Origin of the sequence: Mariniflexile sp. HMF6888 (assembly GCF_044335535.1) — a bacterium.
Taxonomy (GTDB): domain Bacteria; phylum Bacteroidota; class Bacteroidia; order Flavobacteriales; family Flavobacteriaceae; genus Mariniflexile.
Map to the genome: position 1 here is coordinate 1119566 of NZ_JBIQVZ010000001.1, position 17512 is coordinate 1137077.

General features: G+C 34.5%; 14 protein-coding genes. 6 read left to right on the forward strand and 8 right to left on the reverse strand.

Features of this window, described 5'->3' with window-relative positions; genetic code table 11:
• Positions 1–69 precede the first annotated feature (69 nt).
• Positions 70–1125, forward strand: a complete 1056-nt coding sequence (locus ACGLWY_RS05090; protein WP_396618569.1) for an endonuclease/exonuclease/phosphatase family protein — start codon at positions 70–72, stop codon at positions 1123–1125.
• A 157-nt stretch (positions 1126–1282) separates the two neighbouring features.
• On the opposite strand, the gene ACGLWY_RS05095 is transcribed toward ACGLWY_RS05090, so the two are convergent.
• The 8 genes from ACGLWY_RS05095 to ACGLWY_RS05130 all read right to left on the reverse strand — a co-directional run bounded on the left by ACGLWY_RS05095 (position 1283) and on the right by ACGLWY_RS05130 (position 13209).
• Positions 1283–1720 carry a hypothetical protein gene (locus ACGLWY_RS05095; RefSeq protein WP_396618570.1) on the reverse strand — a complete coding sequence of 146 codons (438 nt, stop codon included), beginning with the start codon at positions 1718–1720 and terminating at the stop codon, positions 1283–1285.
• 284 nt (positions 1721–2004) lie between these two features.
• On the reverse strand, positions 2005–2295 hold the full coding sequence (locus ACGLWY_RS05100) for a F0F1 ATP synthase subunit epsilon (RefSeq protein WP_396618571.1): 291 nt from the start codon (positions 2293–2295) through the stop codon (positions 2005–2007).
• A 103-nt stretch (positions 2296–2398) separates the two neighbouring features.
• Entirely contained in the window at positions 2399–3907 is a 1509-nt protein-coding gene (gene atpD / locus ACGLWY_RS05105; protein WP_396618572.1) for a F0F1 ATP synthase subunit beta, read from the reverse strand.
• Positions 3908–4069: 162 nt separating this feature from the next.
• Positions 4070–5626: a G-D-S-L family lipolytic protein gene (locus ACGLWY_RS05110; protein WP_396618573.1), complete on the reverse strand. Its 1557-nt coding sequence runs from the start codon at positions 5624–5626 to the stop codon at positions 4070–4072.
• Position 5627: 1 nt separating this feature from the next.
• Entirely contained in the window at positions 5628–8423 is a 2796-nt protein-coding gene (locus ACGLWY_RS05115) for a TonB-dependent receptor (RefSeq protein WP_396618574.1), read from the reverse strand.
• Between the two features lie 222 nt (positions 8424–8645).
• Positions 8646–10493 carry a glutamine--fructose-6-phosphate transaminase (isomerizing) gene (gene glmS, locus ACGLWY_RS05120; protein ID WP_396618575.1) on the reverse strand — a complete coding sequence of 616 codons (1848 nt, stop codon included), beginning with the start codon at positions 10491–10493 and terminating at the stop codon, positions 8646–8648.
• Between the two features lie 187 nt (positions 10494–10680).
• Entirely contained in the window at positions 10681–12372 is a 1692-nt protein-coding gene (locus ACGLWY_RS05125) for a DUF4270 domain-containing protein (RefSeq protein ID WP_396618576.1), read from the reverse strand.
• Positions 12373–12399: 27 nt separating this feature from the next.
• Positions 12400–13209: a glycogen/starch synthase gene (locus ACGLWY_RS05130; RefSeq protein ID WP_396618577.1), complete on the reverse strand. Its 810-nt coding sequence runs from the start codon at positions 13207–13209 to the stop codon at positions 12400–12402.
• A gap of 196 nt (positions 13210–13405) precedes the next feature.
• On the opposite strand from ACGLWY_RS05130, the gene panC reads away from it, so the two are divergent.
• From panC to gmk, 5 genes are all read left to right on the forward strand, one after another.
• Positions 13406–14257: a pantoate--beta-alanine ligase gene (panC, locus tag ACGLWY_RS05135; protein WP_396618578.1), complete on the forward strand. Its 852-nt coding sequence runs from the start codon at positions 13406–13408 to the stop codon at positions 14255–14257.
• Positions 14258–14270: 13 nt separating this feature from the next.
• Positions 14271–14621, forward strand: a complete 351-nt coding sequence (gene panD / locus ACGLWY_RS05140; protein WP_117173454.1) for an aspartate 1-decarboxylase — start codon at positions 14271–14273, stop codon at positions 14619–14621.
• 4 nt (positions 14622–14625) lie between these two features.
• On the forward strand, positions 14626–15585 hold the full coding sequence (locus ACGLWY_RS05145) for a lysylphosphatidylglycerol synthase transmembrane domain-containing protein (protein WP_396618579.1): 960 nt from the start codon (positions 14626–14628) through the stop codon (positions 15583–15585).
• A 301-nt stretch (positions 15586–15886) separates the two neighbouring features.
• Positions 15887–16744: a YicC/YloC family endoribonuclease gene (locus ACGLWY_RS05150; protein ID WP_396618580.1), complete on the forward strand. Its 858-nt coding sequence runs from the start codon at positions 15887–15889 to the stop codon at positions 16742–16744.
• Positions 16745–16831: 87 nt separating this feature from the next.
• On the forward strand, positions 16832–17422 hold the full coding sequence (gene gmk, locus ACGLWY_RS05155; protein ID WP_396618581.1) for a guanylate kinase: 591 nt from the start codon (positions 16832–16834) through the stop codon (positions 17420–17422).
• Positions 17423–17512 lie beyond the last annotated feature (90 nt).

Genomic DNA, 17512 nt, shown 5'->3' on the forward strand with positions numbered 1-17512 from the left:
TTATATTTAATTAATATTTACTTTTGGCTTATAATTTGTAATCCAAATAATACTAACAACATTTCATTGATGAGAAAAATTAAACTCTGTTTTTTAACCTTCATTTTATTCTTTATAGTACAAGCTAACGCACAAGAAAAAAAGGTTTATAAAATACATACAATTGCCTTCTATAATTTAGAAAACCTATTCGATCCTGTAGATGACCCTACCAAGTTTGATGAAGCGAGTCCCATTATGAAACTAAACACAAACAGAGAAGAGGTATACAAAAAGAAAGTGAGTAATATGGCTCGTGTTTTAGCCGATATTGGTAAAGAGGACACCAACAACTCGCCTGCCGTTATTGGGGTTTGTGAGGTTGAAAACAGAGAAGTTTTAGAAGATGTTGTTAATGACACTTTATTAAGAAGTAAAGATTACGGCATTATACACTACCCCTCGCCTGATGTTAGAGGTATTGATGTGGCACTGTTATACCAAAAAAAACTTTTCACTCCTATTTCTACAAGCAGCCATGAATTAAAGATATTTGATGACCAAACCAGAAAACGTGTGTATACCAGAGACCAATTGCTGGTTAGTGGCAAACTGGAAGACGATTTAATACATGTCATAGTAAACCACTGGCCCTCAAGAAGCAGTGGTGAAGCAAAAAGCAGACCCAAACGTGTAGCGGCTGCCAAACTAACCAAACATTTAGTAGATTCGCTGCAAGCTATAGACCCTTACGCTAAGATTTTTGTTATGGGTGATTTAAACGACGACCCTACAAATGAAAGCATTAAAAAAGTTTTAAAAACTGAAAAAGACAAAGAAAAAGTAGGTTTTAAAGGCATTTACAACCCTTATGAAAATTACTTTAAAAACGGATTGGGAACTACAGCCCATAGAGATGCCTGGAGTTTATTTGATCAAATAATGATTACCAAACCTTTACTTGAAAAAGATTATTCGTCATTCCAATTTTATAAAGCTAGCATTTACAACAAAAACTATTTAATTGGCAAATCAGGTACTTACAAAGGCTACCCAAAACGCAGCTTTTCTAATGGTGGTTTTACCGATGGGTTTAGTGACCACTTTCCTGTTTATGTTTATATTATAAAGGAAGTAGGCAATTAGTTTTACTAATATATAAAACAAAAAGAGGTTAAAAAGTCTAATTCTATGTCATATCGGGGCTTATCAAAATATTTTAACTTACTGCTAATCAATATCGGTTTCGACAAGCTCAACCTGACAAATTAAATTTAAAGGACTTTTTAGCCTCTTTTTGTTTCTAAGCTAACCAAATACTCCAAGGAATCCTTGATAAGAATAATATTAAAGCAATACTATAAAAAATAGCTATTGGTTTTAGTTTTGCTTTTGAAGTTAGCTTCTTTTTATGTTTTGAATAGCCTATTGTAATTAAAGCAACAGCTATAATATTCACTAACGGATGTTCTACCAAATACAATCTTGCAAGCGGGTTCTTCATAACCTCAGCACCTAATTGGCTCCATAATTCGAATTTAGGAGATACAAAATATAATATTAACCCAATTAGTAATTGAATATGCGATACTATTAAGGTAAATAACGATATTCTAAAATCTTTAGCCTCGTATTCTTTATCTCCAAATACTTTTATTAATGCATTTACAACCGCAATAATTAAAATTAAAAGCACGAGATAAGCCCAATAAGAATGGAGTTTTAATACAACATCAGACATGAATTAAATGATTTAAAATTTATAATAACAAATGTAGCAATTTAAAATAGAACTCATCTTGACTTTTTCTATTTCCTAAAACCTGCCGGCAGGCAGGAATGGCTATAATTCGTCTATATTTCGTTTCTTTTTTTATACTTAGCTCTGCTATGCCTTTCAAAAAGCGCCTCATCTATATAAATTTTATCTCATTTTCGGTTAAAAACAAAAAGTCTAGATAAGTTCATATAAAAAAACCGCTTCAACTGAAGCGGTTTTATCTTATACAAGTAATAAGATAACGTTTAGTCTACTAAAACAATTACTTTATTATCTTTCATTTCAATAGTGCCAGAATTGATTTTTAGCGTTAAAATTTTCTGATCGTCTTTACGAGGAACAATTTCAGAGTGTAACGTATCCAAAACCAAATTTTGTGTATGTGTATTAATTTTAATGGTACCTTCTTTTAAAAGAGACACAATAGAAGCGTGATCTTTTAATATTTGGAATTCACCATTAAGACCAGGAAGCGTTACAGAATCAATTTCTGAACTGAACAAAGTAGCTTCTGGTGATACAATTTCTAAATACATATTTAAACTTGTTTAAATACCCTGAATTTATCTCAGGGTCTTTTAATGTTTATTCGAGTTTCAATTTAAGAGATACTGAAACAAGTTCAGCATTAGCTTCGGCTTACGCCTCAGCTAGCATTTTCTCTCCGGACTCAATAGCTTCTTCAATAGTACCTTTAAGGTTAAACGCAGCTTCTGGCAAGTGATCTAATTCACCATCCATAATCATGTTAAATCCTTTAATGGTTTCTTTAATGTCTACTAAAACCCCTGGAATACCTGTAAATTGTTCTGCTACGTGGAAAGGTTGGGATAAGAAACGTTGCACGCGTCTTGCACGTCCTACAGCTAATTTATCATCCTCAGAAAGCTCTTCCATACCAAGAATAGCAATAATATCTTGTAATTCTTTGTAGCGTTGTAACAACTCTTTCACACGTTGTGCACAAGCATAATGATCTTTACCTAAAATATCGGCAGTTAAAATTCTAGAAGTAGAATCTAATGGGTCTACCGCAGGATAAATACCTAACTCAGCAATTTTACGTGATAATACAGTTGTAGCATCTAAGTGGGCAAACGTTGTTGCAGGCGCAGGATCCGTTAAATCATCCGCAGGTACGTAAACCGCTTGTACCGATGTAATAGAACCTCTTTTTGTTGAAGTAATACGCTCTTGCATAGCTCCCATCTCAGTTGCTAAAGTTGGTTGGTAACCTACTGCAGATGGCATACGACCTAATAATGCAGATACCTCAGAACCCGCTTGTGTAAAACGGAAGATGTTATCTACGAAGAAAAGTACGTCTTTACCTTGTCCTTCACCAGCACCATCACGGAAATACTCAGCAATTGTTAAACCAGATAAGGCAACACGTGCACGTGCTCCTGGTGGCTCGTTCATTTGACCGAATACGAAAGTTGCTTTAGATTCTTTCATTTTAGATTTATCAACTTTAGACAAATCCCATCCACCATTTTCCATAGAATGCATAAAATCATCACCATAGCGAATAATTCCAGATTCTAACATCTCTCTTAAAAGGTCATTTCCTTCACGAGTTCTTTCTCCAACACCAGCAAATACTGATAATCCACCATGTCCTTTTGCAATATTGTTAATCAACTCTTGAATCAATACCGTTTTACCTACACCAGCACCACCAAATAAACCAATTTTACCTCCTTTTGCATAAGGTTCAATTAAGTCGATTACTTTAATACCTGTAAATAAAACTTCGGTAGAAGTTGATAAATCTTCGAATTTAGGTGCTTGACGGTGAATTGGCAACCCAGCATTTCCAGCTTTAGGTAAATCTCCAAGACCATCAATAGCATCTCCAATTACATTAAACAAACGTCCGTAAACATCATCGCCAATAGGCATTTGTATAGGCGCTCCAGTTGCAACAACTTCAGTACCTCTGCTTAAACCGTCTGATGAGTCCATAGCAATAGTACGTACCGTATCCTCACCAATGTGAGATTGCACTTCTAATACTAATAAAGAACCGTCAGGTCTTTTAATTTCTAATGAATCATAAATTTTTGGAAGTTCAGAACCAGCACCGAATTCAACATCGATAACCGGACCTACTATCTGTGCAACCTTACCTGTAACTTTAGACATTGCTTATATGTTTAATATTATGCGTTTTAATTGAATGAAAACACTTTTAGTTTCCGCGTGCAAAGATAATTTTTTTAATTTAAATTGAAAGTTGTTTTTTAAGCTTTTTTACAATAAAAAAACGCCTTGAAATTCAAGGCGTTTTTATGATGTTCTTTAAAATTAATTTAAGGTTGGAGAATAATTTGTTGGATAGTCTCCTGCTTTTGCAACATTTCCTGATGCGATAAAGTTCGAACCAAAAGCTTCATCTATTTTTTCCAAAAATTTATTAGCCAAATAAGCGTAGCCTCTAGCTGTTAAATGTACACCATCTAAGCCTATTGCTCCACCTGTAACTAATTTTGTTGTCATGGTATAATTATCAAAAGGAATACCATTTAAAGTGGCGTCTTGCAGTATTTGATTTAAATCTACAAGTGCAACATTTGGATTTGCATTAGCTACAGCTTCAATGGTATTGTTGTAAGCATCGGTAGCGTCTTTAATTTCTTGTTGTTCTTCCGGGGTTAAAACCCATTTGTCTGCTAAAGGAATAGCAACTCCATTAACGGTTTGTGCATTTCCAGGAATGGCTTCTGTCCCAATAAATGACGATGCGGTTAATACTAACAAATCTTCAGGGGTTGCTTGCCTCATACTTATCAATGCAGGGTTTATTCCTGTTAAATCGGTTAAGCTTTCATCCATAATAACAACGGCGTTATTTTGAGAAGCAGAAAATACAATGGTTCTCTTTGCTATCTCCAGATTTGCATTTTCTTGACTAATTGCGTTAACACTAACTAAATATGCAAATGCCTGAACAATTCCCGCATTATAAGCTCCATAAGCAGAAGCACTATTTAAAAATCCTGCGGTTGCTGCGTCTAATGGAATTGGATTATAAGGAACCGTTGTAAAATGTGGTAAGTCTTTTACATAAGGAACATTGGTTATCACACCTTTTGCGCCACCTGATGTTAATGTTGTAACAATGTAACCGAAAGTTTGGTCAAAACCTACCCCAACAACTCCTGCACTTGGTGTAATTGTATTTGAACCATCGCCCCCAGAAGTTGCATAACCCAAAACATCATTACCGCCAATTTCTGATAATGTGAAAAATGTTGGGTTTTGTGCCATGGCATCACCTAAAACAGTCGCTGTGGTGCTCGATGCCATTCTTACAAAATAAGGATTAGCGGTTTTGGTTGCTAAATTTGCAATGTTTCCATATCCATCAAACAATAAATGATAACTTTTAGCTCCAGGAACTCCCATATTGTTAAAAGGACCAGTTGGTTTATTTATAGCAATATCTGTACTCACGGTTACAGGACCAATTACAGATTCCAAAGGCACTGGTCCAGCACCTCCAAAAACCAATCTTGGATCAAAACCAGGTAATCTTGAACCTCCTGCTGCTAACCCCCCATAATTATCACTTGTTAAGGGTTGTATAAAAGTACCGCCTCCAACTTTTGCAAATTGTTGAGATAATATATTAGGAAATGAATTTTCTTGAGCAGCTTTAAATAAAGCATTATCGGTAAATCCAGCACTAAATGAAGCCCCTATTGCTACATAGTTTGAAAAATCGGCAGAGCCAGCAGTTAGCTCAGGCAATTCAACTTCATCTTCAAGCCTGCTAACATCTTCAATATCGTTACATGCTACAAACCCTAATAGGATTATTAATAGCCATATATATTTTGTATTCATTATTTTAGTTTTCATTTTATAAGTTGTTAATTGACCAAGAAACATAATACATAGAACCTATATAGCCTGTTCCATATGCGGTATAGTACTCCTTACCTGTAATATTTGTGGCTCCTGCCTTGAATATGGATTTCATACTAGGCACTAATAAGTTAATTTGGGCATCTACAACATGGAATTCTGGCACAACACCATTGCCAAATGTTGCTTCCCAAAAATAATCGTCACTAAATCTGTATGACACATTAAATCCGAAGTTTTTAAACAACTCAGTATTGCCAAAAGAGCCCTTAAATTTATGCTCGGGTGTATTAAAGTTTGTTGTAAAATCCGGGTATTTTGCTTGATCAAAATCTAATTTAGCATAAGTATAACTGCCGCTTAAGTCAAAATTCCCGAACACTTTAGTTGACAATCCAATGGAAGCGCCGTATGAGTTTACATCTGCAGGTGAGTTAGTGTATGTGCTATATACTTGGTAATCCCCATTTGCTATTGCTGCAACCGATAAGGTGTTATCTCCAACAGTACCATAATAAGGTGCTACCACAACTTCTTGGGAAATAAAATCTTTATATTTATTATAATAAGCGCTAAAATCTACGATGACTTTGTTTAATTTCCCTCTGTAACCTACTTCTGCCGAGGAAACCTGTTCTGGTTTTACCAAACTTGGGTTTGCTATGGCATCGGGGTCTTCTAAAACAGCAGGATTTCCAGTTGCTTGAAGTGTTTCCAAAGCTTTTCTTGTATATGAGTTTTCATAAGCCACTCGACCGGTTTGCGTAATGGTAGCTGGTTGTCCTAAAAGTTGACCGCCGCCACTAACATTAAAAGTCCTAACATAGCGATCTAAATTACTAGGTGCTGCTCCAACTAATATGGCTCTACCCGCATCTAACCCTATAAATAAATCTTGAGTGGTTGGATTTCTAAAGCCTGTTTGCACAGAAGCCCTAATATTATGGTTTTTATCAACTGTTAAACCTGCAGAAATTCTTGGAGAAAAGAAGCCATCAAAAAATTCCGATTTATCGTATCGTATGGAACCTGTTAGCTTTAATTCCAAGGCTTCGGTTAGCTCTAAATCTTTTTGGATCTGAGTGTATAAGCCAAACTCGGAATAATCAATAGAGCCATCTTTATCGGTATAAATAGTTCCAGAAGAATTCAAGCTATACTGTCTGTAAGACCCACCCACTTGAATATCGGCAGCATCTATCAAATGGCTAAAATTATAGTTTCCGTCGGCGTGATAGTATTTAGAGGCGTCTTGAAACTTTGATCCAGTAGATAAGTCTGGATCACTAATACTCTTATTGAAGGCAGCTATAAAAGCATCGGAACCAGGTAAAAAACGCCCTGTTTCGGCAACGGCTCTAGCGGCGGCATGTGCTTGGGCATCGGTTGCACCACCAAGGGTAGCTTGCACATAAGTTCCTGCATATTGCCCAAACCAAGTTTGATCGTCTTTCCAGGCTCTATTAATATTGATACCCGTGAATACCATGTCGTAGGAATCACCAGCTTTATCACTAACCACGTAACCTCTTAAAAAGAAATTATCATTCTTAACTTCTAGTTTATGTTGTTGTTGAAAAAACCCATTAATACTGTATCTATTGGTTCCTTGGTATATCGTTGACCCAGTACCAACTTTGCCTACATAAGATATTTCAAAATCATTTTCCCAAGGTCTGTAATACAAACCCCAATCGGTTTTAACGCTTTCTGCATTATAGTCTGTTAAGTCACGTTCATTATAACCTGTTCTACTAACATTAACCGAAGGCACAAGCGCACTCGCACCGGTGGGTAAAATTCCTAAACCTTCTAAAGTTATGGCAACACCATTTATATTTGTTGAAACTTCATCGCCATATACGTTTACACCGTTATAATTTATATTTGTTTCTCTAGAGCCACCAACCATGTCGTTATCTACTTCGCTAGTTGCAGTCCAATCGGTTCCTTTTAGGTATCCAAAATTAATTTTACCAGCAAATTTGTTGGTAAACTTGTGTGCAGCTCGAAAACTTACATCGGTATATGCATTGTCTCCCGCAGCTTTTTGTGAAGTGATACCTCTTTTTATGGATGTACTAATGCCTTGATGATCAAAAGGGTTTTTGCTTCGCATGAACAAAATACCATTAAAAGCATTGGCACCATAAAGGGCAGAAGACGCACCTGGCAGTAATTCAACACTTAAAATATCAGTTTCTGTCATTCCTACTAAGTTTCCTAAAGGAAAATTTAATGCTGGTGAAGAGTTATCCATCCCATCAACCAATTGCATAAAACGGTTATTAGCGAATGTTGCAAAACCACGCGTATTAATAGATTTGAAAGTTAAACTGTTTGTGTTTACATCAACCCCTTTCAAGTTTTCCAAGCTATCATAAAAATCAGCGGAAGCCGTATTTTTAATTTCTTGAAGCCCTAAACGCTCTACTGTTACTGGCGATTCAAAAATACGTTCTGGCGTTCTTGAAGCAGAAATAACTACTTCGTCCAATGAGGTTCCTTCTTTAAGGACGAAGCTTAGTTTTTGATTATTAGAAGCCACTTGTATGGTCACTGTTTCAAAACCAACGCTACTGGCTCGAACGCTAAAAGGTGGGGCTTGATTAAAAGTTAATGTAAAATTTCCATCAAAATCCGTAACAGTGCCTGTTGAAGTGCCTACTACAATAATATTCGCACCAGGAATAGGTTGGTTGTTGTCATCTACAACAACCCCTGTAATTACCGTTTGGGAATTAGCAAAGCCACAAAAAAACAAAAGAAAAAAAGGGAGAATTGTTTTCATTTAGTATTATTTAGTTTTAGTATAACAATATAAAAAATTATACGTCACTTAAACACAAAAACACAAAAAAATTATGCACGCATAGTAAAATTTAACAAAAAATAGGTGAATTCTCTGCTTTATATCTGAAAAAAGCCCTGATAAACGAGAAACGTCATGATTAAAACTTAATCATGACGTTTTATATTACAAACCATAAAGTAATTAGACAGTCTCTTAAAATTACTCTACAGTAACAGATTTTGCTAAGTTACGTGGCTGGTCTACATTTTTACCTAACAACACGGCTATATGGTATGATAGCAGTTGAAGCGGAATAGTAGTCAATAAAGGAGATAAAGATTCTAAAGTGTCAGGAACTTCAATAACGTGATCTGCAAGATCCCTAACCTGGGTATCACCTTCGGTAACAATACCTATGATTTTTCCTTTTCTTGATTTTATTTCTTGAATATTACTTACTACTTTTTCATAATGTCCTTTTTTAGTTGCAATAACAACTATAGGCATGTTTTCGTCAATTAAAGCAATAGGCCCATGTTTCATCTCGGCAGCTGGGTAACCTTCAGCGTGTATATAAGAAATCTCTTTTAATTTTAAAGCACCTTCTAATGCTACTGGAAAATTAAAACCTCTACCCAAATATAAACAATTACGAGAATCTTTGTAAATATCGGCAATCATTCTAATATGTGCATCCGATTCTAACGCTTTTTCTACTTTTTTAGGAATTAATTCCAACTCTAATAAATGCTGTCTGAAGTCTGAACTACTAATAGTGCCTTTAGCTCTAGCTAAGCGCAACGCTATTAAAGTTAAAACCGTTATTTGCGTTGTAAAAGCTTTTGTTGAAGCCACGCCAATTTCCGGTCCCGCATGTGTATAAGCTCCAGCATCTGTTTCTCTGGCAATAGATGAACCTACAACATTACAAACACCAAAAACAAAGGCCCCTTTAGATTTTGCTAACTTTATAGCTGCTAAGGTATCGGCAGTTTCTCCAGATTGCGAAATGGCGATGACAACATCATTTTCAGTAATTACAGGGTTTCTATATCTAAACTCTGAAGCGTATTCAACCTCTACAGGTATTCTTGCTAAATCTTCAAAAATGTATTCTGCTACTAGACCTGCGTGCCATGAGGTACCACAAGCTACAATTATGATACGATTGGCATTGAGGAATTTTTTCATGTTATCTTCAACACCAGCCATTTTTATAATGGCCTCGTTTCTTAAAAGACGTCCTCTGTAAGTATCTGTAATGGCTTTTGGTTGTTCGTGGATTTCCTTTAGCATAAAATGCTCATATCCGCCTTTTTCAATTTGCTCAAGATTCATTTGAAGTTCTTGAACATAGGCTGGTACGATAGAATCATCTTTAATTTTTCTAACTTTTATGCCTTTATGAAATCTAATAATAGCCATTTCCTCATCTTCTAAATAGATGGCATTTTTGGTGTATTCTAAAAAAGGAGAGGCATCACTTGCAATAAAAAATTCATCTTCACCAACACCTACTGCTAATGGACTTCCTAAACGGGCAATAACAATTTCTTCTGGTTTGGTTCTATCAAAAACAGCAATGGCATACGCACCAATAACTTGGTTTAGTGCAATTTGAACCGCTTTACCAAGTTTTACGTTTTCTTGATTTTTTACGTCTTCAATTAAATTTATTAAAACTTCGGTATCTGTATCTGATTTAAATGTAAACCCTCTAGAAATCAATTCTTGCTTTAAAGACTCGTAATTTTCAATAATACCATTGTGAATAATGACTAAATCGCCAGAGTTTGAAAGATGTGGGTGTGAGTTAACATCGTTGGGAACACCATGGGTTGCCCATCTTGTGTGTCCAATACCTATATTACCATGTTTTGTTATTTCTTTATCTGAGCGTTCTTCTAAATCTGAAACCTTACCTTTTGTTTTACAAACTTTAAGGTCAGTACCATCAAAAATAGCAATACCTGCACTGTCATAACCTCTATATTCTAATCGCTTGAGACCTTCAATTATAATTGGGTAAGCTTCTCTAGTTCCTATATATCCTACAATTCCACACATAATTTATTTTTTTGATTTCTGGGGTTCTAATTAAAAAGCAAATATGTAAAATAAATACTAATGAAAGATAATTATTATATGAAGTCCTTATTTTATACGATAAAATTCATTTTTACTCAATAAGAAACAACTTCATTATATGGAACTCGTTTAAACTTTTTTAGTTGAAGCGAGTTCATACACGAATTTATTTAGGTTCCGTAAAAAATATCTTTAATTTCATTTTTCTATTATCAGGAACTGCCGAATTGGTTCCGTATAAAATAGTGCCTCTTGGAGTGATTACAGATGTAGCTGGTACATTGGTAACGTCACCCGCACTATTTAAAATTTTAGCATTATTAACTAGGTTTACATTACTAGATAATACCAATCCTATTTTGGTATTGGTTGAATCTCTAAGTAAAATATTATTTAAATGCTCGGTTAAATGAATTTTGTATTTTACAGCATCTGTATCATCGGTTTTACGTTGCCCTAAATGAAAAAAGGTTGAATTGTAAGGTGCAGCAGTATTTCCATTAGTGGGATCGTAATTGTAATCAACAAGCGGGATATTATTTTTTAGATCGTATGCGTAAATTCTATCGTATGCATGGTAGGCATCCCCGTTTTCATCTTCGCCATAGGTTGGCATTAATTCGTCTTCATAAACAAGTAACTGGGCATCGTTTATTAAACGCTTTAAAATGTAATTGCCATTATTGTCCTTTTTGTATTCTCCATTACCTAGAGGCATTCTATAACTGTTTAAAAAATCCTCTAAGGCATTGTCTCCACTAAACAAATCCACAACAGCCATTGAGCCTTCGGCACCTTTTAAATAAAGTGTTTCATCACCTAAAGTTTCATCGCCGTCTTGTAATGGCACAGCACTATAGTCGTTAATAAAGGTGTTTAAAATATTTCCAGTAAAGTTTAATACGTAGGTCGCTTGTGTTCTTTCACCAGCAACAGTAGAATCTTTGGAGTAATAAATGGTAATGTTGGCATTGGTTGATGCTAAATTTAATAAAACCATACTGCCATCAGTACCAATAGCTTCAGCTTTAAAATACAACCCTCTAAAATAGTTATTAAATTCAGAAGCTTTACTTAATACAGCATCGCCTTCTTTATCTATAATGGCAGCTTTCCAAAAATCGGGGTCTAATTCAGCTCTAAAAGCAGGAGCTAAATATTCAGTAGTTTCAATTTCACCAGCATCATCATAAGTATCCAATCTAATTGGGTTGCCACTAGGGGCAAAAATAGTATCTTTAATTATTGCTCCTTTATTGTTGTCAAAATTTATAATAGACGTACCATTTAATGCAAAATTATCGGTTGCGTTGATGCTTCTGTCTGCTTTTGAATAGTATCTTTGTCTTTGGTCTAAACTTCCGCTTGGGTCAAAATCCCTTAAGAAATAATTGTTTTGGTAAATAGTTAGTTTAAAAGGTTTGATGGCTTCTTTTGGTTTTTTACCATATAAAGAATCTAAAATGGTATAAGTAGTATTGCCATTGGTATCTGTTCCTGTTATTCTACTAAAATATGGGATGGTTAAAACAACCGAGTCAATTACGGTGTTCTCACCAAAATCCGGACTGAAGGTAGTTGGTGTTATTTGCGTTATAATACTTGCTATGGTTTGTCCATAAGCAAAGTCGTTATAAACACCCAACAGGTTTGAAGACAAACCGTTAATTTGTAAAGAATCAAGTTTTTTATTATAGGCAGCTATTTGAAGGCTTTCTACATCCGTACCAAAATTTAAATTTTTATCTCCAAGCACATCGCTTTCTATCACCGAAAAATCTTTATCGCAAGCAATAAAAGATGAGAAAATAAATAAAAAAACAACAGGGAATTTAAGGGCTTTAATGGTCTTCTTCATATATATATTGAAATGAATTTAAATTGGCTAGCTTAAAACGCTGGTATTAAAAAATGTTTTGTAAGCTTCACCAAATTCATCTTTGCTTTTGTATTCTAAAACGGGTTTATTCGACGCTTTTAAATAGGTTTCTAAATCTTTTGGAATATCTTCCGATCCTACTATTAAAGCATCCGAATAATCAATGGCAACTTTCATTAAGTTAACATACGATGGTTCTTCAAGAACTTTAATAGCATCTTCATTAAGATTGTCAAATTTAACTTTATTAAACATATCTTTATTTAACGTATTGTTAAAACTTTGATTGTATACTGAAGTTACTATTTTACTTTCAGTAAATAAAGGCTCGTCTTTGTAGTATTCTTTAAGGTAAATAGGCAATAAAGAGGCTAACCACCCATGAACATGAATAATATCGGGCGACCAATTTAATTTCTTAACCGTTTCAATAACGCCTTTTGCAAAAAAGATAGCACGCTCATCGTTATCGGCAAATAAATTACCGTCTTCATCAGTTAGGGTTGCTTTTCTTTTAAAGTATTCATCATTATCAATAAAATAAACTTGAATACGTTCTTTGGGGATAGACGCTACCTTAATAATAAGCGGCATATCTAAATCGTTTATCACTAAATTTATTCCAGAAAGCCTAATAACTTCGTGTAATTGATGTCTTCGTTCGTTTATATTGCCGTATCGAGGCATGAAAATCCTGATTTGACCACCTTGTTGATTCACCAATCTTGGTGCTTCAAAAGACATTGAAGAAATTTCGGTTTCTGGTAAATAAGGCACTACTTCAGATGATACATATAATATCCTCTTATCTTTCATGTGTTAGTATTTATTGCTTTTTATAGATTTTATACAACCCGTTATTAACCATTTCTTGTATAAGAAATTTGAAAATACCTGTTGTATAAATGTGTTTCTTTCGGAAAATCGAAATAAAAAACACGCAAAAGTACAAAAATTTATGCAGATTGATTGTAAAATCTTAAGTTTGCACCCGTTAATTTTATATTAAAAAGTGAAGGTTTATACAGAAAAACAAGAAATTATAGTTGCAATTGATGCTTTTAAAGAAAAAAATCAAACTTTAGGGTTAGTCCCCACCATGGGTGCATTGCATAAAGGGCACTTAGCTTTGGTGAAAAAAGCATTAAAAAATAATGACAAGGTTGTCGTTAGTATTTTTGTTAATCCGACACAATTTGATAATAAAGAAGATTTAGTAAAATATCCTAGAACATTAGAGCGGGATGTAGAATTGCTTAGCTCTATAAATAAAGATGCTATTTTAGTTTACGCACCCTCTGTTGATGATATTTATGAAGGAAACACAGTCTCTGAAACCTTTGAGTTTGATGGCTTGGAGTTTGAAATGGAAGGCAAATTTAGAACCGGTCACTTTGATGGTGTGGGAACCATCATAAAACGCCTATTCAGCATTATAAACCCTGACAATGCTTATTTTGGCGAAAAAGATTTCCAGCAATTAGCTATTATAAAAAAGTTAGTTGAAAAACATCATATCCCTGTCACGATAGTACCATGCCCTATATCTAGAGAAGCATCTGGTTTAGCAATGAGTTCACGCAACACCCGACTAAAACCAGCTTATAAAGAAGCAGCACCTTTTATTTATAAAACATTAACAACTGCCAAAGCACATTTTGGCACAAAAAGTGCTAATAAAGTGTCGCAATGGGTTGAAAAACAGTTTGAAAGCCATAATTTATTGAAGTTAGAATACTTTATTATTGCAGATGCTTCAACCTTAAAAACGATAAACCGTAAGACAAAAAACAAAAAATATAGAGCGTTTATTGCCGTTTATGCTGATGATGTTAGACTTATTGACAATATCGCTCTAAATTAATTATCTTTGCCACATGCAAATACAAGTAGTAAAATCTAAAATTCACAGAGTAAAATGCACCGGTGCAGAACTTAACTACATAGGAAGCATTACTATTGATGAAGATTTAATGGAAGCAGCCAACATCATTCAAGGAGAAAAAGTTCAAATTGTAAATAACGATAATGGCGAACGTTTAGAAACCTATTGTATTCCAGGACCACGAAATAGTGGTGAAATTACACTAAATGGTGCTGCCGCCAGAAAAGTTGCGGTGGGAGATACCTTAATATTGATTACTTATGCTTTTATGGATATTGAAGAAGCTAAAGTTTTTAAACCATCTTTAGTCTTTCCTGATGAAGCCACAAACTTGTTAAAATAAAGGTTTGAACCAAAAGATAAGAAGAACGCTAAGAATTTTACTCCCATTATTGCTGGGAGTTTTTTTAGTCTGGTATTCGCTATCTAAAGTTTCAGTTGAAGAAATATGGGTGTATCTACAAAAATCAGATTATCTATGGATCATTTTTGGAATGTTCTTAGGTCTTTTAAGTCATTTATCCCGTGCATACCGTTGGCGTTTTCAGTTAGAGCCCATGGGTTATAACATAAAATTTGGCAACAGTATTATGGCTGTTTTTGCCACCTACCTAATAAATTATACCATACCAAGAGCAGGCGAAGTTGCAAGAGCATCTATACTTACAAATTACGAAGATGTCCCTTTTGAAAAAGGATTTGGTACCATTGTAGCTGAACGTATTGCAGATTTAATAGTCATGCTTGGTATTATTCTCACAACATTATTTCTTCAGTTTGACTTTATCTATGGGTTTTTTGTTGAAAAGTTCAATCCAACAAAAATTATAATTGGATTCATATTATTGGGTGTTTTGGGATTATTTTTTTTCAGATTTATAAAGAAAAGCAAGTCTAAATTCGCACTAAAAATCAAACACTTCATAAACGGCCTAATTGAAGGTGCATTAAGTGTTTTTAAAATGAAAAAAAAATGGGCGTTTGTTTTTCATACCCTCTTTATTTGGGCCATGTATCTGCTCATGTTTTACGTAACATCGTTGGCTATTGAAGATTTAGAAGGTATTTCAACAGGTGCTATTTTAATAGGGTTTATTTCCGCAAGCTTTAGTATTGCTGCAACCAATGGTGGTATTGGCTCCTATCCATTGGCTGTTTATGCCGCTTTTTCATTTTTTGGCATTGCCCAAGAGCCAAGTATCGCTTTTGGTTGGATTATGTGGGCGTCCCAAACACTTATGATTATTGTTTTTGGGGGTATATCTTTAATTTATTTACCAATTTACAATCGGAATTCCAATATATAAACAACGACCTTCTGCGTCTAACTTTACCAGTGGTTGTGGCTGTGCCAATACCTTTATTTTCCGTCCATTCATCAACAAACAATAATCTTTTTGGATTAATTTTTGTAACCCATAAGGAATCTATTGATTCTAACCCATAATCAAAGCTTGAATACAAAACAGCAATTGCTTTATAATAAGAAATTGCTGTTTTTTGTTTCTTTATTACCTGCTTCAAACCAACTAATTCCATTTAACGCACTTTTAAGTGTTTTCTATCCCTTAGGTTTTAATTACATTTGCATAACTTAATACACACGTTATGATATATTCAATGACAGGTTACGGAAAATCTGTTTTGCAATTACCCACCAAAAAAGTAACTATCGAGTTAAAATCCCTTAATAGCAAAAGCTTGGATTTAAATGCTAGAATGCCTTCTATTTACAGAGAAAAAGAATTGGCGATTAGAAAATTACTTGCAGATAATTTAGAACGTGGCAAAATAGATTTTTCTATTTATATGGAAGCGACTGCCGAAGATACGTCTACACAAATTAATACACCAGTTGTAAAACAATATATAGAACAATTACGGCAAGTGGTTGATGGAGATGCCATTGAATTGCTTAAAATGGCGGTACGATTTCCAGATGCTTTAAATACCGTACGTGAAGAAATTGACGAAAACGAATGGCAAATCATCGCTGTTGAAATTAACAAAGCCATAGAAGATTTAAACAACCATCGTTTAGATGAAGGCAAAGTATTGGAGCAAGAATTTAACAAACGTGTTGCCATTATTGATGATTTATTGGATCAAGTTATAGCTATGGATCCCGAGCGTATTATAGGCGTTAGAGAGCGTTTATTAAAAGGCGTTGAGGAATTAAAAGACAAATACGACGAAAACCGTTTTGAACAAGAGTTGGTATATTACATTGAGAAATTTGATATTACCGAAGAAAAAGTGCGTTTAAAAAACCATTTGAATTATTTTATTGAGTGTATTAGTTCTGAAGATTCCAACGGAAAAAAACTAGGATTTATTAGTCAGGAAATGGGGCGTGAAATTAACACCATTGGTTCAAAAAGTAATTATGCACCCATGCAACAATTGGTGGTACAAATGAAAGACGAATTGGAAAAAATTAAGGAACAACTACTAAATGTACTATAAATAGCTGTAAGCTATAGGCTTTAAGCTGTAAGCATAGTTAGCCTAAAGCATATAGCATATAGCATATAGCAACAAACATAAAACTTCGTGACAAAACAAACCACTACAAACAAAGGAAAACTTATTGTATTTTCGGCGCCATCGGGTTCTGGAAAAACAACTATAGTTAGGCATTTATTAGGCATAAAGGATTTAAACTTAGAATTCTCTATTTCGGCGACTTCTAGAGAAAAACGGGGCACCGAAGTAGATGGAAAGGACTATTACTATCTGTCATTAAAAGAATTTAAAAACAAAATAAAAAACGATGAATTTCTGGAGTGGGAAGAAGTCTATCGCGATAATTTTTATGGCACGCTAAAAACCGAAGTAGAACGTATTTGGGCTATGGGCAAAAATGTTATTTTTGATATAGATGTATCGGGTGGATTGCGTATAAAACGAAAATTCCCAGAGGAAACATTGGCTATTTTTGTAAAACCACCAAGTATTGACGAATTAAAAATAAGACTTAAAAAACGAAAAACCGAAACCGAAGACAAAATAAACATGCGTGTTGCCAAAGCTTCGGCGGAATTAGCGACCGCCCCGTTATTTGACGTTATTGTGGTAAACGATGATTTGGAAAAAGCACTCGCTCAGGCTGAAAAATTGGTAAGTGATTTTATAAATTCTTAAGCCTTCATATGAAGCACCCATAAGAATGGCATTCTTGCACACGATCAAGGATGATTATTCAGGGTGTTCCATCTGACCAAATTAAAACAA